Origin of the sequence: Pseudosporangium ferrugineum, from assembly GCF_003002065.1 — a bacterium.
In the GTDB taxonomy this organism is placed as follows: domain Bacteria; phylum Actinomycetota; class Actinomycetes; order Mycobacteriales; family Micromonosporaceae; genus Actinoplanes; species Actinoplanes ferrugineus_A.
The window spans coordinates 397943-420330 of the sequence record NZ_PVZG01000005.1 but is presented as its reverse complement, the minus strand read 5'-3'; the positions used below and the strand labels follow the sequence as shown (position 1 = coordinate 420330).

At 74.6% G+C, this 22388-nt stretch carries 16 protein-coding genes; 8 read left to right on the top strand and 8 right to left on the bottom strand.

Annotation, left to right across the window (positions count from 1 at the left end):
- Window positions 1-579: 579 nt before the first annotated feature.
- The 3 genes from CLV70_RS13865 to lpdA all read right to left on the bottom strand — a co-directional run bounded on the left by CLV70_RS13865 (window position 580) and on the right by lpdA (window position 5525).
- Window positions 580-1497, bottom strand: a complete 918-nt coding sequence (locus CLV70_RS13865; RefSeq protein ID WP_106126856.1) for a TIGR01777 family oxidoreductase — start codon at window positions 1495-1497, stop codon at window positions 580-582.
- 627 nt (window positions 1498-2124) lie between these two features.
- The gene (gene sucB / locus CLV70_RS13860; protein WP_106126855.1) at window positions 2125-4041 is read right to left on the bottom strand and encodes a 2-oxoglutarate dehydrogenase, E2 component, dihydrolipoamide succinyltransferase; all 1917 of its coding nucleotides are present in this window, start codon (window positions 4039-4041) and stop codon (window positions 2125-2127) included.
- Between the two features lie 68 nt (window positions 4042-4109).
- The gene (lpdA, locus tag CLV70_RS13855) at window positions 4110-5525 is read right to left on the bottom strand and encodes a dihydrolipoyl dehydrogenase (protein ID WP_211303756.1); all 1416 of its coding nucleotides are present in this window, start codon (window positions 5523-5525) and stop codon (window positions 4110-4112) included.
- A gap of 72 nt (window positions 5526-5597) precedes the next feature.
- On the opposite strand from lpdA, the gene CLV70_RS13850 reads away from it, so the two are divergent.
- Window positions 5598-5978, top strand: coding sequence for a hypothetical protein (locus tag CLV70_RS13850; protein WP_425440150.1), 381 nt, complete (start codon window positions 5598-5600; stop codon window positions 5976-5978).
- Between the two features lie 610 nt (window positions 5979-6588).
- On the opposite strand, the gene CLV70_RS13845 is transcribed toward CLV70_RS13850, so the two are convergent.
- A complete protein-coding gene (locus tag CLV70_RS13845) occupies window positions 6589-8139 on the bottom strand; it encodes a leucyl aminopeptidase (RefSeq protein WP_106126852.1) in 1551 nt (516 codons plus the stop codon).
- A gap of 143 nt (window positions 8140-8282) precedes the next feature.
- On the opposite strand from CLV70_RS13845, the gene gcvT reads away from it, so the two are divergent.
- Window positions 8283-9386 carry a glycine cleavage system aminomethyltransferase GcvT gene (gene gcvT / locus CLV70_RS13840; protein ID WP_245908206.1) on the top strand — a complete coding sequence of 368 codons (1104 nt, stop codon included), beginning with the start codon at window positions 8283-8285 and terminating at the stop codon, window positions 9384-9386.
- 11 nt (window positions 9387-9397) lie between these two features.
- On the opposite strand, the gene CLV70_RS13835 is transcribed toward gcvT, so the two are convergent.
- Together CLV70_RS13835 and CLV70_RS13830 are read right to left on the bottom strand one after the other, a co-directional pair.
- A complete protein-coding gene (locus CLV70_RS13835; protein WP_106126850.1) occupies window positions 9398-10120 on the bottom strand; it encodes an adenosylcobinamide-GDP ribazoletransferase in 723 nt (240 codons plus the stop codon).
- Window positions 10121-10260: 140 nt separating this feature from the next.
- A complete protein-coding gene (locus CLV70_RS13830) occupies window positions 10261-12144 on the bottom strand; it encodes a bifunctional adenosylcobinamide kinase/adenosylcobinamide-phosphate guanylyltransferase (RefSeq protein ID WP_106126849.1) in 1884 nt (627 codons plus the stop codon).
- A 354-nt stretch (window positions 12145-12498) separates the two neighbouring features.
- Between CLV70_RS13830 and CLV70_RS13825 the strand changes: the two genes are divergently transcribed.
- Together CLV70_RS13825 and CLV70_RS13820 are read left to right on the top strand one after the other, a co-directional pair.
- Window positions 12499-12696 (top strand): hypothetical protein, encoded by a 198-nt coding sequence (locus CLV70_RS13825; RefSeq protein ID WP_106126848.1) that lies wholly within the window; start codon window positions 12499-12501, stop codon window positions 12694-12696.
- Window positions 12693-13520: a site-2 protease family protein gene (locus CLV70_RS13820; RefSeq protein ID WP_106126847.1), complete on the top strand. Its 828-nt coding sequence runs from the start codon at window positions 12693-12695 to the stop codon at window positions 13518-13520. Before CLV70_RS13825 ends, CLV70_RS13820 begins: the two co-directional genes overlap by 4 nt.
- Before the next feature lie 131 nt (window positions 13521-13651).
- On the opposite strand, the gene CLV70_RS13815 is transcribed toward CLV70_RS13820, so the two are convergent.
- Window positions 13652-14650: an aldo/keto reductase family protein gene (locus CLV70_RS13815; protein WP_106126846.1), complete on the bottom strand. Its 999-nt coding sequence runs from the start codon at window positions 14648-14650 to the stop codon at window positions 13652-13654.
- Between the two features lie 22 nt (window positions 14651-14672).
- Window positions 14673-16601 carry a WG repeat-containing protein gene (locus CLV70_RS13810; RefSeq protein WP_245908219.1) on the bottom strand — a complete coding sequence of 643 codons (1929 nt, stop codon included), beginning with the start codon at window positions 16599-16601 and terminating at the stop codon, window positions 14673-14675.
- Between the two features lie 995 nt (window positions 16602-17596).
- Here CLV70_RS13810 and CLV70_RS41720 point away from each other — a divergent pair.
- From CLV70_RS41720 to CLV70_RS13790, 4 genes are all read left to right on the top strand, one after another.
- The gene (locus CLV70_RS41720; RefSeq protein ID WP_281260450.1) at window positions 17597-17722 is read left to right on the top strand and encodes a hypothetical protein; all 126 of its coding nucleotides are present in this window, start codon (window positions 17597-17599) and stop codon (window positions 17720-17722) included.
- Between the two features lie 2062 nt (window positions 17723-19784).
- The gene (locus CLV70_RS13800; RefSeq protein ID WP_106126843.1) at window positions 19785-20645 is read left to right on the top strand and encodes an ABC transporter permease; all 861 of its coding nucleotides are present in this window, start codon (window positions 19785-19787) and stop codon (window positions 20643-20645) included.
- Entirely contained in the window at window positions 20638-21438 is an 801-nt protein-coding gene (locus tag CLV70_RS13795) for an ABC transporter permease (RefSeq protein WP_106126842.1), read from the top strand. The genes CLV70_RS13800 and CLV70_RS13795 overlap by 8 nt, the downstream gene beginning before the upstream one ends.
- Window positions 21435-22388: an ABC transporter ATP-binding protein gene (locus CLV70_RS13790; RefSeq protein WP_106126841.1), complete on the top strand. Its 954-nt coding sequence runs from the start codon at window positions 21435-21437 to the stop codon at window positions 22386-22388. The genes CLV70_RS13795 and CLV70_RS13790 overlap by 4 nt, the downstream gene beginning before the upstream one ends.

Below are 22388 nucleotides of genomic sequence, written 5' to 3'. Positions count from 1 at the left end.
AGATTATCAACAACTCCCGCCCCCGGCCGACCCGTCCCGGTGGGTGGCGCCGCCCTCCGCCGCCCCTCCGCCCCGAGACCCCAGGTCAGGGCCCCACCCCCGCACCCCGATTCCCAGCCAGTTGTGACCCGGCACCCCGCGCGCCCAGCACCCCGCGCGCCCAGCACCCCGCGCGCCCAGCACCCCGCGCGCCCGGCGCCGCGCGCGCCCAGCACCCCGCGCGCCCGGCGCTTGGGTACCTGGCGCCCGACGAACCCCGCGCGCCCAGCACCCCGCGCGCCCGGCGCCGCGCGCGCCCAGCACCCCGCGCGCCCGGCGCTTGGGTACCTGGCCGCCCGACGAACCCCGCGCCTGGGTACCCGGCGCCCGGCGAACCCCGCGCCAGGCACCCCGCACGCGCGCCCGCGATCGACCCGTGCGGCCGTGTCCGGCCACCCCAACACGAGCGCGCGCAATCGGCCCATGCAGCCGTGTCCGGCCACCGCACACGAGCGCACGCGATCAGCCCGTGCAGCCGTGCCCGGCCACCCTCCAGCCTTTGCGCCGCCCAGCCCTCCGGGCCGGCCGGCTGCCGGGCGGTCAGGCGGCTGCGGGGGATTCGGTGCCGACGGCGGCGTGGAGGGCCGATTCGAGGTTCGGGTAGGCGAAGGTGAAGCCGGCGCGCTCCAGCACTCCCGGCAGCACACGTTGGCTGCGCAGCGCCTCGTGGGCGAACTCGCCGAGCGCGACCTGCAGGGCGAGTCCCGGCACCTGGAGCAGCGCCGGGCGGTTCAGCACCCTGCCGAGGGTGCGGGTGAACTCGGCGTTGGTCACCGGACGTGGCCCGACCACGTTGACCGGGCCGGCGAGGTCGTCGCGCGCCAGCAGGAACTCGGCGGCGGCCAGCCAGTCGGCGAGGGCGATCCACGGCACCCACTGTTTCCCGCCGCCCAGCTTCGCCCCGGCGCCGAGCCGGAACAGGGGCATCTGCGGCTTGAGGAGGCCACCGTTCGCGGCCAGCGGAAGCCCGGTGCGCAGCAGGACCACCCGGGTGCCGGCATCCTCGGCGGGCCGGGCGGCGGCCTCCCAGACCCGGCACACGTCGGCGAGGAACCCGGTGCCGGCCGGCGCCTCCTCGGTGACCTCCCGGTCGCCGGTGTCGCCGTACCACCCGACGGCCGAAGACTGCAGGAGAACCTTCGGCCGGTCCTCGGCGGGCAGCTGCCGGATGGCCCGCGCGATGGTGCCGGTGCTGTCCACCCGGCTGCTACGGATCAAACTCTTGTAGCGGGCCGTCCACCGCTTGTCCCCGACCCCGGCCCCGGCCAGATTCACGACGGCGTCCGCACCGACCAGCAACGCCGGATCGAGCTGCCCCGCCGACGGCTTCCACGACGCCTCATCGGCCCCCTCGACCGCCCGCCGCACCAGCCGGACGACGTCATGCCCGCCGTCCCGCAGCCGCTCGGCAAGGGTGGTGCCCAGAAAGCCCGACGCGCCGGCCATGAGGATCCGCATATCCCCATCATTCCCGAACTTGAACCCGCTCAAAACACGAAAGAGGCGCCGAAGCGCCCCTCCCCTGTGATCTTCCACGCGTAGCCGACCGGCCGAGGCCGCCCGGAGCCCGCACCCGAAGCCCACCCCGCCCCAATAGGTAGCCCGCGCGCCTGCCCGTCCGCGCGCCTGCCCGTCCGCCCGCGCCTCGGCCCACCCGCCCGCGCGCCGGCCCGTCCGCCAGCCGTGAGAGGGCCCGCCCAAAGGGTGGTAGCTCCCTGGGGCTCGGCTCACCGGCGTCCAACCGTTCAAGGTCGGCCGCTCGAAGTCGGCTCACCCGCGCCCGCCCGCTCAAGGCCGCCCGCTCAAGGCCGACCACTCAAAGTCGGCTCGCCCGCGCCGGGCCCGCTCAAGGCCCTCACCCCGCGGTCGGCCCACCCACCGCTAGCCCACCCGGAGGCCAACCCACCCGGAGGCCAACCCACCCCGAGAGGGCGCGGTTGAAGAGGGCGCGGTTGAAGAGGGCGCGGTTGAAGAGGGGCGCGGTTGAAGAGGGCGCGGTTGGAGACGGCGCGGTTGGAGACCGCGCGGAGGGTGGTCCGTCGGGACCGGGCGGCGCGGAGGCTGCCCGGTCCCGACGGGGCGTGCTCAGGCGTGCAGGCCGAGGTCGCCCTCGAACTGGCCGGCTTCGAGGCGTTCCTTCATCGTCACCAGGAAGCGGGCGGCGTCGGCGCCGTCGACGATGCGGTGGTCGTAGCTCAGGGCGAGGTAGACCATGGAGCGGGGGACGACGAGTTCGCCCAGGTTGGGGTCGTCGACGACTACCGCTCGCTTGACCACGGCGCCGGTGCCCAGGATGCCTACCTGGGGCTGGTTGATGATCGGGGTGTCGAAGAGCGCGCCGCGGCTGCCCGTGTTGGTCAGCGTGAACGTGCCGCCGGAGAGCTCGTCGGGGCTGATCTTGTTGTTGCGGGTGCGCTCGGCGACGTCGGCGATCCGCTTGGCCAGGCCGGCCAGGTTGAGGTCGCCGGCGTCCCGCAGGACCGGGACGACCAGGCCCTTCGGGGTGTCCACCGCGATGCCCAGGTGCTCGCCGTCGTGGTACGTGACGGTGCCGGCCTCCTGGTCGATCGACGAGTTGACGACCGGGTGCTGGCGCAGCGCCTCGACCGCGGCCAGGGCGAAGAACGGCAGGAAGGACAGCTTGACGCCGTTCTTGGCGACGAAGTCCGCCTTGGCGCGGTTGCGCAGCTGGGCGATCTTCGTGACGTCCACCTCGACGACCGTGGTGAGCTGCGCCGAGATGTGCAGCGACTCGACCATGCGGCGGGCGATCGTCGCGCGGATGCGGGTCAGCTTCTCGGTGCGGCCGCGCAGCGGGCTCGGGGCCGGCTTCGGGGTGGGCGCCGCGGGAGCCGCGGCGGCCGGGGCCTGCTGCGGAGCCGGCGCGCTCGCGGCGGCCTTGGCAGCGGCGGCCTTGTCGGCGGCCTCGATGACGTCCTGCTTGCGGATCCGTCCGCCGACCCCGGTGCCGGTGATCGACCCGAGGTCGACGCCCTTCTCGGCGGCCAGCTTGCGGACCAGCGGGGTCACGTAGCCGGCGTCGCCCGCGCCGTTGCTCCGGACCGTCTCGGCGGCGGGCGCGGAGGCCTGCGCCGGGGCGGGCTCGGCGGCGCGCTCGGCCGCGACCGGGTCCTTGGCGGTCTCCGCCTCGGCGGCGGGCTCGGCGTAGGAGCCGCCGGGCTCGATCGACGGCGCCGGCTTCGACTCGATCGTCGGCTGCGGCGCCTGCTGCGGAGCCGGCGCCGGGGCCGACGAAGAACCCGAGGAGGACGAAGAACCCGAGGACGACGGCGCAGGCGAGGACGACGGCGCAGGCGAGGACGACGGGGCCGGGGAAGCAGAGGCGGTGCCGATGATCGCCAGGTCGGCGCCGACGTCCGCGGTCTCGTCCTCGGGGACCTTGATCTCCAGGACGGTGCCGGCCACCGGCGACGGGATCTCCGTGTCGACCTTGTCGGTGGAGACCTCGAGCAGGGGCTCGTCCACCTCGACCGTCTCGCCGACCTGCTTGAGCCAGCGGGTGACCGTACCCTCGGTGACGCTCTCGCCCAGGGCGGGCATCTTCACGGCCGTGCCCTCGCCGCCGGACTGCTGGGCGGTCTGCGGAGCGGGGGCCTCCTCCTCGACCGGCTTCTCGGTCGACGGGGTGGTCGGCGCGGCCGGCTCGGGCTCCGCCTCCTGCTGCTGCTGAGCGGGGGCGGCCGGAGCCTCCTGCTCGGGGGCCTGGGCGGCCGGTGCGGGGGCGGAGTCGCCCGCGTCCTCGCCGTCGCCCGCGATGACCGCGAGCTCGCTGCCGACGTCCGCCGTCTCGTCCTCGCCGACGACGATGCGCGAGAGCACACCGGCGGCCGGCGACGGGATCTCGGTGTCGACCTTGTCGGTGGAGACCTCGAGCAGCGGCTCGTCGGCCTCGACCCGCTCGCCCTCCTGCTTGAGCCAGCGCGTGACGGTGCCCTCGGTGACGCTCTCACCGAGCCGCGGCATGGTGACCGATACCGGCATGTCTCAGTACTCCTTAACCGCTTGAGCGGGCCTGTAAGTCCGGTGCGGGGTGTGTGACGGGATCGTTGTCAGGCGTGCGCGTGCAGGGGCTTGCCGGCCAGCGCCAGGAAAGCCTCGCCGAGCGCCTCGTTCTGCGTCGGGTGGGCGTGCACGAGCTGGGCCACCTCCGCCGGGAAGGCCTCCCAGTTGTAGATCAGCTGGGCCTCGCCGACGAGTTCGCCCATCCGGGCGCCGACCATGTGGACGCCGACGACCGGGCCGTCCTCGACCCGGACCAGCTTCACGAAGCCCTGGGTCTTGAGGATCTGGCTCTTGCCGTTGCCGCCGAGGTTGTAGTTGTACGTCGAGACCTTGTCGGCGCCGTACTGCTCCTTGGCCTTGGCCTCGGTGAGACCGACCGAGGCGACCTCGGGGTCGGAATACGTGACGCGCGGGATGCCGGCCTCGTCGATGACCGCCGGGCGCAGGCCCGCGATCTCCTCGGCGACGAAGATGCCCTGCTGGAAGCCGCGGTGCGCGAGCTGCAGGCCGGGGACGATGTCGCCGACGGCGTAGATGTTGCCGACGCCGGTGTGCAGCCGCTCGTTGGTGATGACGAAGCCGCGGTCCAGCGTGACGCCCTGCTCCTCGTAGCCCAGCCCCTGCGTCGTCGGGCCGCGGCCCACGGCGACCAGCAGGATCTCGGCCTCGACGGTCTCGCCGCCGGCGATGGTGGCGCGCACACCGTTGTCGGTGTGCTCGACCTTCTCGAACGGCTTGCCGACCTTGAAGTTGATCTTCCGCTTGCGGAACGCGCGCTCGACCGCCTTGGAGATGTCCTCGTCCTCGGCGGCGACGAGCCGGGGCAGCGCCTCCAGGATCGTCACGTCCGCGCCGAAGGACTTCCACACGCTGGCGAACTCGACGCCGATGACGCCGCCGCCCAGCACGATCGCCGAGCTCGGCACCCGGTCGAGCTTGAGCGCGTGCTCGCTGGTGAGCACCCGGGTGCCGTCGACCTCGAGGCCGGGCAGGGAGCGCGAGTACGACCCGGTGGCCAGGATGACGTTGCGGCCGGTGTAGCGCTTCCCGTCCACCTCGACGGTGTCCTGGGAGACCAGCTTGCCGGCGCCCTGCACCAGGGTGATCTTGTCCTGCTTGAGCAGCCCCTGGAGGCCCTTGTACAGCCGGCCGACGACGCCGTCCTTGTACGCGTTGACGCCCGCCATGTCGATGCCGACGAGGTCCGCCTTGACGCCGAACTGCTCGCTCTCGCGGGTCTGGTCGGCCAGCTCCGCGGCGTGCAGCAGCGCCTTCGTCGGGATACAGCCGCGGTGCAGGCAGGTGCCGCCCAGCTCCGCCTTGTCGATCAGTGCCACCGAGAGGTTCAGCTCGGCCGCGCGCAGGGCGGCCGCATACCCGCCGCTGCCCGCGCCGAGAATCACGATGTCGAAGGTTCCGCCAGGCTGGCTCACGTCTACTCCCAGATCGCGTCGTTGCCACATGGGTCACATGGTGGAAACGGTCACAGCATTCCAGTTCATCTTGTCACTTGGCGCACCGATCGATGCAGCCAGGTGCCCAATGACACGTCGATTCGTCGTACCCTTGCGGCAGTTGACCCGAAGGAGTTGTCCGTGGCCTGGTTCCGGCGGCGCAAGGAACCGTCGCGCACGAGCGGCCGACCTGCGGATCGTGCGGACCTCGAGTATCTCGCGGAGTTCGTCAGGTCGCGGCGGGGCGTCGAGGCGTTCATCGAGCCCCGCACCACCGTGACGGAGACCACGATCCTGCTGGTCGCGCACGACGGCGAGTGGACGCGGCGGCGCATCGAGAGCCCGGAAGCGGCCCGGCGCTTCGCCCACCAGCTGGCGATGCCGATCTACGACATCCGGCTCATGGGCTACCCGCAGCGCATGCGCGACTACAACGCCCGCCAGAAACGCCGCCCGGCCTGAGCGCGGCCCTCCCGGCCGTCCAAGGACAAAAACCCTTTTCCTGTACGGGCACAGCCGCGCCCAAAAGCAGCAGCGTGCCACAAGCCCCGACGGCGGAAGCACGAGCGCCGAGAGCCCGAGCGGCCCGGAGCGCGCGGCGAGGACTTGGGCGGCCCGGGAGCACGCGTGGCCGGGAGCGCGTGCGGCGAGAACTCGGGCGGTCGAACACGCGCGGCGAGAACTAGGGCGGCGGAGCATGCGCGGCCAGAGCGGCCGGGACACACGGCCGTCGGCGCGCGAGGAATCGGCAAGGCCGAGTGTTGTGGCGCGGCGGCCGGGCAGCCGACCCGCGACCCGGCCTGGCGGACTGGGGTGAGCGGCGCGGGTGGTGGGAGTGGCGCGGCAGATGACGCGGCCGTGGGTGGTGACGCGGCCTTGGGTGGTGAAGCGGCCTTAGGTGGTGAGTGGCCGTGGGTGGTGGAGTGGCGCGAGCGACCGTGCGTGATGGGGTGGCGCGGGGTTCGGGTTGGAGAGGGGCCCGCGACCCGGCCGGAAGTGGCGTGGTCGGGCCGGGACGGCAGGTGCGGGGCGTGCGCCACGCGGGCCTGCCGTGCCCGTACCGGAAAAGGGGTCAGCCGTTGGCCGCGACGTCGTCGATCAGGGTGAGGAAGGTACGGACCGGGACGCCCGTGCCGCCCTTCGTCCAGTAGCCGGTCGGCTCGCCGGTGTGGTACGACGGGCCGGCGATGTCGATGTGGGCCCATTCGACGCCCTCGGCGACGAACTCGCGCAGGAAGACGCCGCCCTGGAGCATGTGGCCGGCGCGGTCCATGCTCGCGTTGACCTGGGTGATGTCGGCGATCTCCGACTCCATGCCCTTGCGGACGTCGTCGGGCAGGGGCATCGGCCAGGCCGGTTCGCCCGCCGCCTCGCCGGCCGCGCGGACCCGCTCGCAGGTGTCCGGGCTGCCCATGACGCCGGCGATGCGCTTGCCGAGCGCGACGACCTGGCCGCCGGTGAGCGTGGACGTCTCGAAGACGTAGTCGGTGCCGTCGGCGCAGGCCCGGGCGATCGCGTCGGCGAGCACCATGCGGCCCTCGGCGTCGGTGTTGAGCACCTCGACGCGCTTGCCGTTGAACATCGTGATGACGTCGCCCGGCCGGTACGCCGAACCCGACGGCATGTTCTCCGCCATGGCCAGGTAGCCGGTGACCGCGACCGGCGGCTTCAGGGCGGCCACCGCCAGCATGGTCGCGCCCACGGCGGCCGCGCCGGCCATGTCCGACTTCATCTCCCACATGCCGGCGGCCGGCTTGATGCTGATGCCGCCGGTGTCGAAGGTGATGCCCTTGCCGACCAGCGCGACGCGCTTCGGGTCGGCGACGCCCTCGGGGGTGTAGGTGAGCTTCACCAGCCGCGGCGGGGCCTCGGAGCCCTGGCCGACCGCCACGATGCCGCCGTAGCCACCGGCCTTGAGCTGCTCGAAGTCGAGCACCTCGACCTCCAGGCCGGTGCCCTCGGCGGCGGCCACCACGGCGTCGGCGAACGCCGGCGGGCGCAGCTGGTTCGGGGGAGTGTTGACCCAGTCCCGGGTCAGCCGGACCGCGCGGGCGACCGCCTCGCCGCGGGCCACCTCGCTGCCGGCGGCGGCGTCGGCGGCGTCCGGCACGACCACCTGGAGGGCCTTGACCGGCTCCCGGCGGCCCGGCTGCGGCTTCGTCTTGTAGCCGGCGAACCGGTACGACCCCAGCAGCGCGCCCTCGAGGATGCCGCGCAGCACGGCGGGGGCGTCGGCGTCGTCGGGCACCGGCAGGGCCAGGGCGACCGACTCGCTGCCGGCGAGCGCCCGCACGGCGGCACCCGTGCCGCGGCGCAGCGTCTCGGGGGCGGGTGCGGAACCCGGCGGCTCGTCGCCGAGGCCGACGGCGACGATCAGCGGCGCCGCCACCGTGCCGAGGGTGGCCAGCTTGGTGACCTCGCCGGGGGCGCCGGTCGCGCCGAGCAGCGCCAGGGTCGCGGTCAGCCGGCCGTCGAAGGCGGCGGCGATGCTCTCCGCGCCGGCGGCCGGCAGCAGCGCACCGTCCTCGTCGGGCTGGCTGTGCAGGCCGATGACGAGGGCATCGACGGCCAGTTCGGCGGGGTCGCTGTCGACCAGGCTCAATGAGGGGGCGGGGTGGGTCACTCAGGCTCTCCGCGGCGACTGGGGCCGGAGCTCGCTCGTGGGCCGCTCCGACAGCGTGGTCCGTGCGGCGCGGGTCGCGCCGGACGGCGGGTGGTGTCCCGCCGATGCTAACCACATGCAAGGTCACGGGTAAGTTGCCACTCATGTCCACCGACGCCACGCCCCTGCTCCGTTCGCCCCTGCACGAGCGTCACCTCGCCCTGGGCGCCAAGTTCGCCGCGTTCGGCGGCTGGGAGATGCCGCTGGAGTACGCTGGCGGCGGCGTTCTGCGCGAGCATGCCGCGGTCCGCGAGGCCGTGGGTGTGTTCGACGTCTCCCACCTGGGCAAGGCGCGGGTGGCCGGGCCGGGTGCGGCCGACTTCGTCAACGCCTGCCTCAGCAACGATCTGGGCCGCATCGAGCCGGGCAGGGCGCAGTACACGCTCTGCTGCGACGAGGCCACGGGCGGGGTGGTCGACGACCTGATCGCGTACCTGATCGGGCCGGACGAGGTGTTCCTCATCCCGAACGCCGCGAACACCGCCGAGGTCGTGCGCCGGCTCGCCGCGGCGGCGCCGGCCGGGATCACGGTCACCGACGAGCACCGGGCGTACGCCGTCCTCGCCGTGCAGGGCCCCGGGTCGGCGGAGACCGTGGCGGCGCTGGGTCTGCCGGTCGAGCACGGCTACATGTCGTTCTCCACCGCCCGCCTCGACGGGGTGGAACTCATCGTGTGCCGCACCGGGTACACCGGCGAGCACGGCTACGAGCTGGTCGTGCCGTGGGACGACGCGACCCGGGTGTGGGACGCGCTCGCCGGGGCCGGGGTGCGCCCGTGCGGCCTGGGCGCGCGGGACACGCTGCGCACCGAGATGGGCTACCCGCTGCACGGCCAGGAGCTCTCGCTGGAGATCACCCCCGTGCAGGCCCGCTCGGGCTGGGCGGTCGGCTGGTCCAAGCCGGCGTTCTGGGGCCGCGACGCCCTGCTCGCCGAGAAGGAGCAGGGCCCCCGGCGGTCGCTGCGCGGCCTCGAGCTGACGGGCCGCGGCATCCCGCGGGGTCACATGCACGTGTACGCCGGCAGCACGCTCGTCGGCGAGACGACCAGCGGCACGTTCTCGCCCACGAAGAAGGTGGGGATCGCGCTGGCGCTGCTCGACACGTCCGCGGGCCTGGCCGAGGGCGACGTGGTCGAGGTGGGCATCCGGGGCCGGCGCGCCGAGGCACGCGTCGTGAAGCCGCCGTTCGTGCAGACGTCGGTGCGCTGAGGGCGGCCGGGTCAGGTCAGCGCGAGAGCGACCAGCGCGAGGGTGGTGGCGAGTTCCGTCGCCGCGCCCAGCACGTCGCCGGTGATGCCGCCGAAGCGCCGCACCGCGTGCCGCAGCAGCACGAGCACGACCAGCACGACCCCGGCGACCACGGCCGGCCCCGCCCAGGGCCGGCCCGGCACGGCCCACACCGCGCCCGCCGCGACGGCGACCGCGAGCCCCGCCGCCACCGGGACGGGCACGGTCGACGCGACCAGCGCGCCGAGCCCACCCGGGCGCGCGGCCGGCACCCCGCGGCGGCAGGCGAGCGTGATCCCCAGGCGGCCGGCCGCCCACGCGGCGACGATCGCCCACGGCCCCACCTCGGCCACGGCGGCGGCCTGGAGCAGCAGGGTCAGCGTGATCGCGGCGACCCCGAACGGCCCGATGTCGGGCTTCTTCATGATCTCCAGGGCCGCCTCCCCGGACCGGTACGACCCCAGCGCGTCGACCGTGTCCGCCAGCCCGTCCAGGTGCAGCCCCCGGGTCAGCAGGACACCCGCGGCGACGATGACCGCGGCGCCGAGCAGGCCGGCCGGCAGCAGCCCGTGCAGGCCGGCGAGCACCAGCCCGAGCAGCGCGCCGACCAGCGGCGCGAGGCTCATCGCCACCGCGGCGGCCCGCCGGTCGACGCGGCCGGGGCGCAGCGGCAGGACGGTCAGCGTGGTGAGGGCCAGACGCAGCCCGTCAAACACGGGCCAGGCCGTTACGCACCGCCGGGCCGTTGCCCACCGCCGTACCGTTGCCCACTCCTGGGCCGTTGCCCACTCCTGGGCCGTTGCCCACGGCCGGGCCGTTGCCCGCTCCCGGGCCGTTACGCGCCGATCGGGCCGGGTTAGGCACTGGCCGGGCCGGGGCCGCGCGGCTCGGGCTCGGTGAAGGCCTCGTCGGAGGCCTCCGCTGCGTCGTCCTCGTCGTCCTCGTCGTCCGCGGCGTCGCTCAGGCCGTCGTCTCCGGGGGCCGTGAGCAGCGCGGGGTGCACCGGCAGCGCGGACGCCAGGGCGATCGCCGAGCGCAGCAGCGGCAGGGCGGCCAGGGCGTTCGCGCCCTCGCCCAGATCCAGGCCGAGGTCGAGCACCGGGGTCAGGCCCAGCACGTCCGCGCCCTGCCGCACCAGCTGGTCGCGGCCCGCGTCGGCGAGCAGCCACCAGTGCCGGCTCTGCGAGCTCAGGTCGCGGGCCACCAGGCCGGCCGCGATGCCCACCGGCCCGTCGACCAGCACCGGCATCCGCCGCGCGGCCGCGCCGAGCAGCGCCCCGGTGGCCACGGCGAGGTCCGCGCCGCCGAGCTGCGCGAGGACGTCCTTGGCGCCCCGGGGCTCCTGCCGGATCCGGTGCAGGGCATCGCGGACGGCCGCGCAGCGCCGCATCCACGCCTCGTCGTCGTACCGGCCGCCGGGCACCAGGACGCGGGGCAGGATCGCGACCGGTTCGGCGCCGGTGGTGGCGGCGACGACGGCGGTGGCTGCTGCCTGCGTACCGGCGCCGCACGCGCCGATCACCAGTGCCTCCCGGCCCGCGTCGGCCGCCGCGAAGGCGAGCTCCCAGCCCTGCCGCAGCCCCGCCTCGACGCCCGCCTCGTCCAGCACGGGGCCGTCCTCCATCGCACCGGAGGCCGGCACGCGGACGACGGCGATATCGGCGTCGGCGGCAGCGGCGAGCTGGGCGAGGGCGCCCGTGCCGGCCTCGGCCTGCGCGGCCCGGCGCCCGGACTCGGCGGGGTCGGCGCCGGCCGTCGCCCCGCCGGCGTGGCTGCCGTCGATCAGCAGGACGCGCACCGGACCCCAGGGCCGGGGCGCGGCGGTGCTCTGCGTGGCCGCGGCGAACTCGACGGCCTCGAGCAGGACGCCGACGCCGGCCCCCGGCAGGTCGAGGCGTTCGAGGCGGTCCCGGGCGTCGGGGCCGGAGTCGCTGTCCGGGAGCGGCAGGTCCATGCCCGGCTCGATGACCGTGTCGACCGGCAGGGCCGCCTCACCGGGATCGGCAGCGGCGACCGCGGGTGCCACCGGGGCGGCGACCGGCGTGGCGATGGTGACCTGCGCAGGTGCCACCGGGGCGGCGACCGCGGGTGCCACCGGGGCGGCGACCGGCGTCGCGATGGTGACCTGCGCGGGGGCCGGCAGGGGAGCGGTCGCCTCCACCGCCTGGAGGTCGGTGACGATGCCCGGCTCCGCGGCGGCCGTCTTCAGCCACGCCGGGCGGCCCGCGACCACGAACGCGACCCGGTCGCACGCGTCGGCCAGCGCCTGGTTCGCGGTGCCGAGCGCGTCGGCGAACGCCCGCCCGACCGGCGTCGCCGGCACCAGCGACAGGCCCACCTCCGGACTGACCAGCACGACCCGGGCCGCGCACGCCCGGACCGCCTCCGCCAGCGCGGCCACCGTCGCCACGTCGTCGTTCGGCTGGTTCGCCGGGTCGAGCAGGGTGGCCACCCAGCCGCCCAGGTCGTCGACGAGCAGCGTCTCGTCCGGCTTCGCCTCGGCCAGCACGGCGGCGAGACGCCCCGGGTCGGCGCCGGTCTCCTCGGTCGTCCACGACTGCGGCCGGCGCCGCTGGTGCGCCTCGATGCGGCCGCGCCACTCGGGGTCGTCCTCGCCACCCGCGGAGGTGGCGACGTACCGCACGGAGGGCGCGCCGGCCACGAGGGCCTCGGCGTACGCGGACTTCCCGGACCGGATCCCGCCGAGCACCAGGACCGAACTCCACCCGTCAGCAGACATGCCCCGTACCTTAGATCCGCGCCCGGCGATCACGCGGCCCGACCCGGGGGCTGTCCGTTCACCGGCCCGCCCGCCGGCCCGGCACCTGCCCGGTGCCGGCGCACCGGCCGCGCCCGGAGCGGGCCCGCGCGCCCGCCGGCCCGCCGGCCCGCCCGCCGGCCCGGCACCTGCCCGGCGTCGGCGCACCGGCCGCGCCCGGAGCGGACCCGCGCGCCCGGAGCGGGCCCGCGCGCCCGGAGCGGGGCCGGGCGGTTCGGCGGCGGTCGATCGTTCGCGCGCGCCCGCGATGGGTGCCGCCGGCCGACACCGTAGGGTGGGACGCAAGCACAGTCGGACACCGAGGAGGGCGACCGCATGCCGTGGAGTTGGCGGTACGAGGGCGTCGACGGGCAGCCTGTGGCAGGGCCCGCCGAGACGTTCAGCAGCCAGGCAGACGCCGAGTCGTGGATCGGCCAGGCGTGGCGTGAGCTGGCCGCCGCCGGGGTCACCCAGGTCACCCTGGTCGAGGACGACCGGGTCGACTACAAGATGAGTCTGCTGCCGGCCGAGTGAGCAGCTTCCAGGTCAGCCGCGGCACGCCGCGCAGCGCCTTCCTGCCGAGCCCGGTCTTCGTCGGCATCCTCGCGCTCGTCGCGGTCAGCGGATGGATGACGTGGACCGGCTACGGCAACGTCCGCGTCGACGTGTTCCTGCTCGTCATCGCGGGCTGGGTGCTGTCGCTGTGCCTGCACGAGTACGCGCACGCCCTGGTGGCGTACTTCTCCGGGGACCGCGGCGTCGCCGAGCGCGGCTACCTGACGCTCAACCCGCTGAAGTACACCCACCCCGTGCTGTCGATCGTCCTGCCGCTGGTCGCGGTCGTGCTCGGCGGCATCGGCCTGCCCGGCGGCGCGGTCTGGGTGGATCACGCGTACGTCCGCAGCAAGCTCAGGCAGTCCCTGATCAGCCTGGCCGGACCGGCCACCAACGTGCTCTTCGCCCTGGTGCTCGCGGCGCCGTTCGCCTTCGGCGCGGGCGACGACGTGGGCTTCTACCGGGACGGCTCCGGCCAGATCGCGGTCGCCGGCGAGCACGGCGCGTTCTGGGTGGCCCTGGGCGCGCTGGCTTTCCTCCAGGTGACCGCGAGCGTGCTGAACCTGCTGCCGGTGCCCGGCCTCGACGGCGGCAACATCCTGCACCCGTGGCTCAGCCCGCCCTACCAGCGCGCCTACAACCTCTTCGCGCCGTACGGCTTCATCCTGCTCTTCGTCCTGCTCTGGCAGTCGGAGATCAACGTGCTCTTCTTCGACCTGGTGCGGTTCCTCGCGGGCCTGCTCGGCGTGCCGGACATCGGCCAGGGCGGCCTGTTCTACATGCGCTTCTGGTCCGACGTCTGACCTGCCGCGGCGTGCGGTGCCCGCCTGCCGCGGCGTGCGGTGCCCGCCTGCCGCGGCGTGCGGTGCCCGCCTGCCGCGGCGTGCGGTGCCCGCCTGCCCCGGCGCGCGGTGCCCGCGCGCCGGGGACCGGTTCAGGGACGGTTCGCGGGGCTGGCCGTCTTCGCCGGGTCGCGCTCGGCGATGCCACCGATGACGTCGTCGATCGCCTTCATCAGGTCCGCTTCCAGCCGTACGCCCGAAGCCTTGGCGTTGTCCCGGACCTGCTCGGGCCGCGACGCCCCCACGATCGCCGCGGAGACGTTCGGGTTCTGCAGCACCCAGGCGACCGCCAGCTGCGCCAGGGTCAGCCCGGCCTGCTCGGCGAGGGGCTTGAGCCGCTGCACCGTGCCCAGCACCTCGTCGGTCATGAGGCGCTGGATGAACTGCGCGCCCGACTTCTCGTCGGTGGCCCGCGAGCCCGCCGGCGGCTGCTTGCCCGGCTCGTACTTGCCGGTCAGCACGCCCTGCGCGACCGGGGAGAAGACGACCTGGCCCAGGCCCAGTTCCTCGCACACCGGCACCACCTCCGCCTCGATGACCCGCCACAGCATCGAGTACTGCGGCTGGTTCGAGACGAGCTGGATCTTCAGGTCCTGGGCGAGCTCCCAGCCGGCCCGGATCTCCGAGGCGGTCCACTCGGAGACGCCGATGTAGAGCGCCTTGCCGGAGTGCACGATGTCGGCGAACGCCTGCATCGTCTCCTCGAGCGGCGTCGAGTAGTCGTAGCGGTGCGCCTGGTACAGGTCGACGTAGTCCAGCTGCAGCCGGCGCAGCGAACCGTTGATCGACTCCATGACGTGCTTACGGGACAGGGCGCGGTCGTTCGGGCCCGGCCCGGTCGGCCAGAAGACCTTCGTGAAGATCTCCAGCCCTTCGCGGCGCTCGCCCTTGAGCGCGCGGCCGAGGACTTCCTCGGCGCGGGTGCCGGCGTACGCGTCCGCGGTGTCGAAGGTGGTGATGCCCACGTCGAGGGCGGCCCGCACGCACGCGGCGGCGGCGTCCTCCTCGACCTGGGAACCGTGGGTGATCCAGTTGCCGTACGCGATCTCGCTGATCATGAGGCCGGAACGGCCGAGGTGACGGAACTCCATGACCTCGGACCCTACCCGCCCCTTACAGAACCGGCCGGGTATCGGCGAGCAGGCGGTCGATCTCCCGCACCACGTCGGCGGGTTTCGGGTACGCCACGTCGACGATCGGGTCACCCTGCCGGTCGAGCGCGCCCCACAGCCCCTCCCGGTCCCGGATCACGTACGCGACCGGGTGGATGAACAGCTCGGCGTGCACCGGCGGGATGAGCAGCTGCCCCGTACGGTCGACGACGCCGAACCGGTCGCCCGCGTCCACCACCGCCAGCCCCTCGTCGGTGAACCCGTCCACCGGCCCGCCCGCGGTCAGCGCCGTGGCGAACCCGCGGAACTTCAGCGGCACCACGATCCGCCCGTGCCGGTCCACGGCGCCCCAGCCGCCGCGCTGCACCGCCGCCAGGCCCTGCCGGAACGGCCGCACCTCCTCGAACCCGCCCGGCACGATGACCCGGTTGTGCCAGTCGACGGCGAACCACCCGCCGACCGGCTCCCGCGACACCCAGGCCAGCCCGTCCGAGAACGGCAGCACCTGCTTGTACCCGGACGAGGCGTCCAGCAGCAGCGCCCCCCGCTCGTCGATGAGCTCCCAGGAGGCGGTGCCGGGCCGGCGTACCCAGGCGGCGCCCTCGTGGAACGGCTGGGCGGCGGCGTAGGTCTCGGGGATGACGACGTCGCCGTTGCTGTCGGCGTACCCGAAAAGCCCGGTCCGGTAGTCGGTGGCTGGCTGCGGCGGACGGCTCTGCTGCAGAATCTCCTCCCGCGACCGCGGATAGGGTCCCCACCCGGTCTCCTGCACCCGCGCCATGACGGCGTCGAGCGCGGCCTCGGTCCGCGCCACCAGCTCCGGATCCTCGACCCGCCGCAACTCCAGCGCCTGCTCGAAGTGGTTGCACGCCTCGAGATACCGCCCCTGGTCGTAACAGGACTTCCCGGCATGCACGTGCATCTCGGCCCGCAACCGCCCGGGCAGCTCGACGGAGTTCGCCTCCTCGTACAGCCGGTCGGCCTCGGCGAAATCCCCCCGCCACTGCTGCACATGAGCCAGCCGGGCCTGCACGATCGCGATCCGCCTGAGCTCCCCGGTAGCCTCGGCGTGCCGCAACGCCTCCCGCCCGTCGGCGAGCGCCCACCCGTAGTCGCCCAGCACCCGGCTGACCACGGCCCGCAGGCTCAGCAACCGCGCCCGCACGGCATCCCGCTCGGCATACTCCACCTTGTCGGTCAACCGATCCCGCACGGCCCGCAGCCGCTCCGGCTCCCCGGCGGTCTCCCGCAGGGTGACCGGATCAACCACCCACGGGTACGCCGCCAGCACCTGCTCCGGATCGACGAGCCGAGGCTGCGGCTCGAGCTCCGGCTCCGGCGGAGGGGGAACGGAGAGGGCGGGCAGCTGCTGACTCGGCGCGAGAACAGCCCTGCCCTCGGCCTCCCGCTCCGTCCCGGCCTTGTTCTCAGCCTCAGCCTTGTTCTCAGCCTCGGCCTCGGCCTCGTTCTCGCCCTTGTTCGCGGCCTCGTGTCCCGGCTCGGTCTCCCGAGGCGTGACGATCGCGGTCTCGGCCGACGGCGAAAACCAATCCGTCCGTACGGGAGCACCCCCGCTGACCGGAACCTCCTCCACCACGGGCGGCGCGCTGACCGGCGCCTCAGGAGCGGGCGAAACGGGCACCCCCTCAGGCTCCGGAGTAACCGCCCCCAGCCCACTCAGCGACAGCAGCCACCCGAGCCCTCGCCCGTCCTCCCCAGCATCGCCCGTCCCCCCACCAATTTCCGCCGCGCCGTCCTCGGCCGTGCCGTCCTCCGCCGGGATGTCCCCGGCCGGGACGGTCTCTGCCTGGGCGGTTTCGGCCTGGACGGTTTCCGCCGGGACGACCTCGCCGGCCGGCTCCTCCGTGTCGCCACTGCCGGTCTCATCGACAGACTCGACCTCGTCCACCGGCCGCTCGACACCGGCCACCTCGCCGGACCTCGCAACCTCGGAGCCCACCGCGTCGGCGTTGCTCTCCGATCCCGCCTCGCGCTCGGCGCTGACTTCGGCCTCAGCTTCAGCTTCGGTCCCGGCTGCGGCCTCGACCTCAGCGCCGGCCTCGGTCTCGACTGCGGCCTCGGCTTCGACCGGGGCGTCGACTTCGGTTCGCGCCTTTGTGCCGGCCTCCGGTTCGGTGTCGGCCTCGGGCTCGTCCCGAGCCTCGGGCTCAGCCCTGACCTCGGGCGCGCCATCAGCCGGCGCGCTCTCCGCAGCGGGCGGTTCCTCCGTCGCGCTTTCCGCCGGGACCCCGTCAGATACCGGCTCTTCAACCACCGGATCCTCGGACAACGTTGCCGCGGTTACCGGCTCTTCGAGCACCGTTGGTGCGGCTACGGGTTTCTCGGGCAGCGTTGCTGCGGCTGCCGGCTCCTCGGGTGTCAGGGCCGCCGCGGCCTCGGACGCCTCGGGCGCCGGTGCTGCGACCACGGGGTCGGCCGACACGGGCACCGCTGAAACGGGCGCCTCCGGAATCACCGGAACCGGAGCAGCCGCAGCCTGAGGCGCTGTCGGCGCGCTGGCCGCTTCCGCCGGCTTGGTGGGCAGGCCGGCCGCCTCCGGCTGAGCAGCAGGCGGCGCCGCCGCGACAGACGCGACCGGTGTGACAGCAGGAGCCGGTGCGGCCGACAACGCCGACGTAGGAGCGGGCGCCGGTGTGGGAGCGGCGGCCGGCGTGGAAGCGGGCGGTGACGCAGGCGCGGGAGTAGGCGCGGGCGCCGGCGTGGCAGCGGGCGTTGGGGCCGGCGTGGGCGGAGACGTGGGGGTAGGAGTGGGCGTTGGGCCCGGCGTGGGAGCGGGCGTTGGGGCCGGCGTGGGCGCAGACGTGGGGGTAGGAGCGGGCGTGGCGGCCGGCGTGGGCGCAGACGTGGAGGTGGCAGCGGGCGTGGGCGTCGCCGGGGGAGTCGGCATCGGCGTGGGAGTGGGCGTTGGCGCTGGAGTGGGTGCCGGTGCCGGTGCCGGTGCTGGTGCTGGTGTCGGAGCGGGAGCCGGCGTCGGTGCAGGCGTCGGCGTGGGCTGCGGGGCCGGCGTGGTGGCCGGCGGTGCCGGCGTAGGGGTCGGGGCCGGAGCGTCCACAGGGGCGGGTGTGGGCGCCGTGGAAGGGGCTGGTGCCACCGCTGGCGTGGGCGAAGGGGTCGGCCGGCGGTCGTCCGGGGTGGGGGCGTGCCGGGGCTGGGGCTCGTAGGGGTGTGACGGCGGCGCCGGGCGGAAGTGGGCCGGTTGGGCCGGCGTCGGGCGGGCGGCCGGCGGGGCCGGCTCGGTCGGCGCGGGGCGCACGACCGGCGGTGCGGGCTGGGCCGAGGTCGGGCGGACCACCGGAGGCGGCGGCTGCTGCGCGACCACGACCGGCGCCGGCGGCTGCGGACTACCCGACGGCTGGGTGGGCTGAGGTCGGGCGGGCTGGGATTGGGTGGGCTGAGGCTGGGCCGGCGGCTGGGTGGGCTGAGGCCGCGCGGGCTGGGGATGGCCGGGCTGAGGCTGGGCCGGCGGCTGGGTGGGCTGCGGGCGGGTGGGCTGCGGCTCCGCCGCCGGGCGGAGTGGGACCGGGAAGCGGGGGTCGGTCGGGGGTTCCGCGCTGTGGGCGCCCCGGCGTGGCGGGCGGTCGTCCGAGAACGCTGCCGGGCGGTCGTCCAGCGGGCGGCGGGTCTCCGGCTGGGTGGGTGTCGGGGCGCCGTGCCGGAATTCCGGCTGGGGCGCGAACGGGGTGGCGGGCGGGTTCGAGCGCGGCGGCTGCACCGGCTCCGGCCGCGGTGCCTGGTGGAGGGACTCCGGCCGCTGCGCGGGGCGCGTCGGCTCGGGCCGCGGGGCCTGGTGCAGCGACTCCGGCCGCTGCACGGGCCGCGGCGCCTCCGGCTGCGGGGCAGGGCGCGTCGGTTCGGGCCGCTGCGTCTGGTGCAGCGTCTCGGACCGGTGGACCGGATCGGGTCGCTGGGCGAGGTCGGGTCGCTGGGCATGGTGGAGCGACTCGGGCCGCTGCGGCAGATCGGGCCGCGGGGCCTGGTGCAGGGACTCGGGCCGCTGCGGTTCCGGGCGGTACGGCTGCGCCGGCGCCGGCGGGTAGGGCCGTGGCGCTCCCGAGCGTGGTTCGGCGCTCGTACCGGGCCGGTCGCTGTAGCGGTGATCGGCCGGTGCGGCCCAGCGGGAGTCGCCCGGGTACGGCGGGCCCGACTGCGGCTGCGGACCCGTGGGCCGGGGACCGAGCGGGGTGACCGGGCGGGGATCGACCGGCGCGGCCCAGCTCGGGTCCGGGGGCGTCGGGCGGGGTGCCCGCTCCTGTCCGGGGCCGCGCTGGGAGTACGGGCCGTAGAAGGGCTCGTCGGGCCGGGCGGCGGGCATCGGCTCCGGGCCGGGGACCTCCGGGCGCTGCCCGGGGGCGCGCCGCTCCGGCTCGGGCAGCCGCTCGGGCAGGGGTACGGCCCGGTTCCAGGACGGTTCCGCGCGCGAGGGCTGCTCCGGCTGATTCCAGGAGGGGGGAGAGGGCTGCTGCGGCGGGTTCCACGACGGCCGCGACCGGCCCGACGGGTCAGGCCGGTTCCACGACGGCTCGGGCCGCGGAGGCTGAGCGGGATGAGAGGGCTGAGCGGGATGAGAGGACTGGGAAGGATGAGGGGGCTGCGAAGACTGCGCCGGCCCGTGCCAGGCCGGCGGTGGCTGCGGCGGGCGGCCGACCGTGGCCCGGCCCGCTGCCGGGGAGATCGGGCGGGCCGGTGGGGCGGATACGGGCGGTGATGACACCGGGCCGGCCGGCGGGCCCGACGCCTGGGCGATCGCCTTGAAGTCCGCGTCCCAGGCGGCTGCCGCGGAGGCCGCCGCCGACGCGTCCCAGACCGGGTGGTGCACCGCCCGGCGCCGGCCCGGGTCGCCCGGGTAGCGCTGGCCGGGGGTGGGTTCCCACTCCCAGGTGATCTCGTACACCCAGGCGGGTTCGTCGTCCCAGCCGCCCGCGCCCACGTGCGAGCTCCAGCCGTTCATCGGGCGACCACGAGGGTGCCGGATGCCTGGCTACGCTGCGTCACGACGGGTTTCCACCTTGTCGGAAATTGCTCGGTGGCTGGGCGGCGCACCGGGTACAGTCGCCCGGCTCCGCTGCGGGGGTTGTGAGAGGAGATTAACGGCGTGGACGGGCTCGACGCCAGGGTGCCTGTGATCTCTCCCCGCCGTCCGTTCCGGGACTGGGTCAGCACGTTCGGTGCGCTTTCATGGTCGGGTTTCCGGAGGTACGCGACCTACCGGCAGGCGACCATAGCCGGATCGTTCACGAACACCGTCTTCGGGTTCCTCAGGTGTTACGTGCTGCTCGCGGTGGCGGCGGGCGCGGCGGGGGGACGGCCGGGCGGTTACGGCGCCGAACAGCTCGCGTCGTTCGTCTGGGTGGGGCAGGGGTTGCTCACCGTAGTGTCGCTGTGGGGCTGGACCGAGCTGGCGGATCGGATCCGGTCCGGCGACGTGGCCGCCGACCTGCTCCGGCCCGTACCCCCGATCGTCGGTTATCTCGCCCCTGACCTGGGGCGAGCCGGGCATGCGATGATTTTCCGGTTTCTGCCGCCGCTCGCGGTCGGCGCGCTTTTCTTCGATCTGTACGCCCCCAGCCGCTGGTTCACCGTCCCGCTCTTTGCGCTGTCGATCGTGCTGGCCGTGGTCGCGAGCCTGGGCCTGCGGTTCCTGGTGAACGCCACGGCGTACTGGCTGCACGACGCGCGCGGCCCGATCGCGCTCTGGACGTTGTCGGCGGGGGTCCTGGCCGGCCTGTACTTCCCGCTGCGGTTCCTGCCGGACTGGCTGGCGGTGCTGCTCTGGGTCGCCACGCCGTTCCCGGGGCTGCTGCAGACGCCGCTCGACGTGCTCGTGGAGCGCGATCCGGCGCCGGTGCAGCTGGGCCTGGTGGCGTTGCAGGCGGTGTGGGCGACGGCGCTGATCACGGCCGCGGTGTTCGTGCAGCGCCGGGCCGAGCGCCGGCTGGTGGCGCAGGGTGGGTGAGCTGCGGGCGTACGCGGCGCTGTTCTCCGGGCAGTTCCGTTCGGTGGCCTCGTACCGGGCGTCGTTCGTGGCCGACCTGGTCACGAACCTCTTCGGTACGGTGCTGGACGTCCTCGCCGTGCTCGTGCTGTTCCGGGCGACCCGGTCGGTGGCCGGGTTCACCCTCGCCCAGGGTCTGCTGGTGGTGAGCCTGTCGTCGTGCGGGTTCGCGCTCGCCGACCTGACCGTGGGCAACATCGACCGGCTCAAGACGTACGTGCGCACCGGCACGATGGACGCCGTGCTGGTCCGTCCGCTGGCGGCGCTGCCCCAGCTGGTGCTCATGGACCTGCCGGTGCGCAAGGCGCTGCGCGCCGTCGTGGCCGTCTCCGTGCTGGTCGTGGCGCTGCGGCTGAACCACGTCGAGTGGACGCCGGGCCGGGCGCTGCTCGTGGTGTCCGCCCCGCTCGCCGGCGCGGTGTTCTTCGGTGCCATCTTCGTGATCAGCGCCAGCCTCGCCTTCTGGTGGGTGGAGTCCGGCGAGATCGGCCACGCGTTCACGTACGGCGGTCGCGACTTCACCGCGTATCCGACCCCCGTCTACTCAGGGTGGTTCCGCGGGCTTTTCGCGTACGCGATGGGCTTCGGTTTCGTGGCCTATCAGCCGGCGCTGGCGCTCCTGGGCCGCGCCGACCCGCTCGGCCTGCCCGCCTGGGCGGGCTTTCTCTCACCCTTGGTCGCCCTGGTCGCGGCCGGTATTGCCGCCGTCGTGTGGCGGACCGGGATCAGGCACTACCGGAGTACGGGTTCATGAGCGTGATAGCGATGCGCGGGCTGCGCAAGGATTTCACCGTACGTGTCGGCAGAGGGCGGTTGCGCCGCGAGAAACGCACGGTGACGGCCGTCGACGGCATCGACCTCGGCATCGAGCGCGGCGAGATGGTCGGTTACATCGGGCCGAACGGCGCCGGCAAGTCGACCACGCTGAAGATGCTGACCGGCGTGCTGACCCCGTCGGCGGGCGAGGTGTCGGTGTGCGGGCTGAGTCCGGTGCCGCAGCGCACCCGGCTCGCGCTGACGATCGGCGTGGTGTTCGGGCAGCGCTCGCAGCTGTGGTGGGATCTGCCGCTGCGGGACTCGTTCGCGCTGCTGCGGCACGTCTACCGGGTTCCGGCCGGGGCGCACGCCGCGCGGCTGCGGCGGTGCCGGGCGCTGCTGGAACTGGACGAGTTCCTGGACACGCCGGTCCGGCAGTTGTCGCTCGGCCAGCGGATGCGCGGCGAGCTGACCGCCGCGCTGCTGCACGGGCCGTCGGTGCTGTTCCTGGACGAGCCGACGATCGGCCTGGACGTGGTGAGCAAGCAGGCGGTGCGCTCGTTCCTCGCGGAGCTGGGCGGTTCCGGCGACGTGACCATGGTGCTGACCACGCACGACCTCGCCGACATCGAGCGGCTGTGCCGGCGGCTGGTGGTGATCGACCACGGCCGGGTGGTGCACGACGGCACGATCGAGGCCCTGCACGCCCGGTACGGTTCCCGCCGCCGTCTCGTCGTGGACCTCGACGCGCCGCTCGCACCGGACTTCGCCGTGCCCGGGGCGGAACTCGTCGCGCTGGACGCCGGCGGGCACCGCGCGTCGTTCGACCTGCTCTCGTCGGTGGCCGGCGCGGTGGTCGCCGAGCTGACGTCGCTGGCCGCCGTACGGGACCTGGCGCTGGTCGAGCCGGACATCGAGGACGTGGTGGCCCGGCTCTACCGTTCGTAG

Excerpts from the sequence above, each read along its gene's own strand:
- CLV70_RS13865 (WP_106126856.1), bottom strand. The coding sequence starts at position 1,497 with ATGCGGATCCTCATGGCCGGCGCGTCGGGCTTTCTGGGCACCACCCTT.
- sucB (WP_106126855.1), bottom strand. The coding sequence starts at position 4,041 with ATGCCGGTATCGGTCACCATGCCGCGGCTCGGTGAGAGCGTCACCGAG.
- lpdA (WP_211303756.1), bottom strand. The coding sequence starts at position 5,525 with ATGTGGCAACGACGCGATCTGGGAGTAGACGTGAGCCAGCCTGGCGGA.
- gcvT (WP_245908206.1), top strand. The coding sequence starts at position 8,283 with ATGTCCACCGACGCCACGCCCCTGCTCCGTTCGCCCCTGCACGAGCGT.
- CLV70_RS13830 (WP_106126849.1), bottom strand. The coding sequence starts at position 12,144 with ATGTCTGCTGACGGGTGGAGTTCGGTCCTGGTGCTCGGCGGGATCCGG.
- CLV70_RS13825 (WP_106126848.1), top strand. The coding sequence starts at position 12,499 with ATGCCGTGGAGTTGGCGGTACGAGGGCGTCGACGGGCAGCCTGTGGCA.
- CLV70_RS13815 (WP_106126846.1), bottom strand. The coding sequence starts at position 14,650 with ATGGAGTTCCGTCACCTCGGCCGTTCCGGCCTCATGATCAGCGAGATC.
- CLV70_RS13790 (WP_106126841.1), top strand. The coding sequence starts at position 21,435 with ATGAGCGTGATAGCGATGCGCGGGCTGCGCAAGGATTTCACCGTACGT.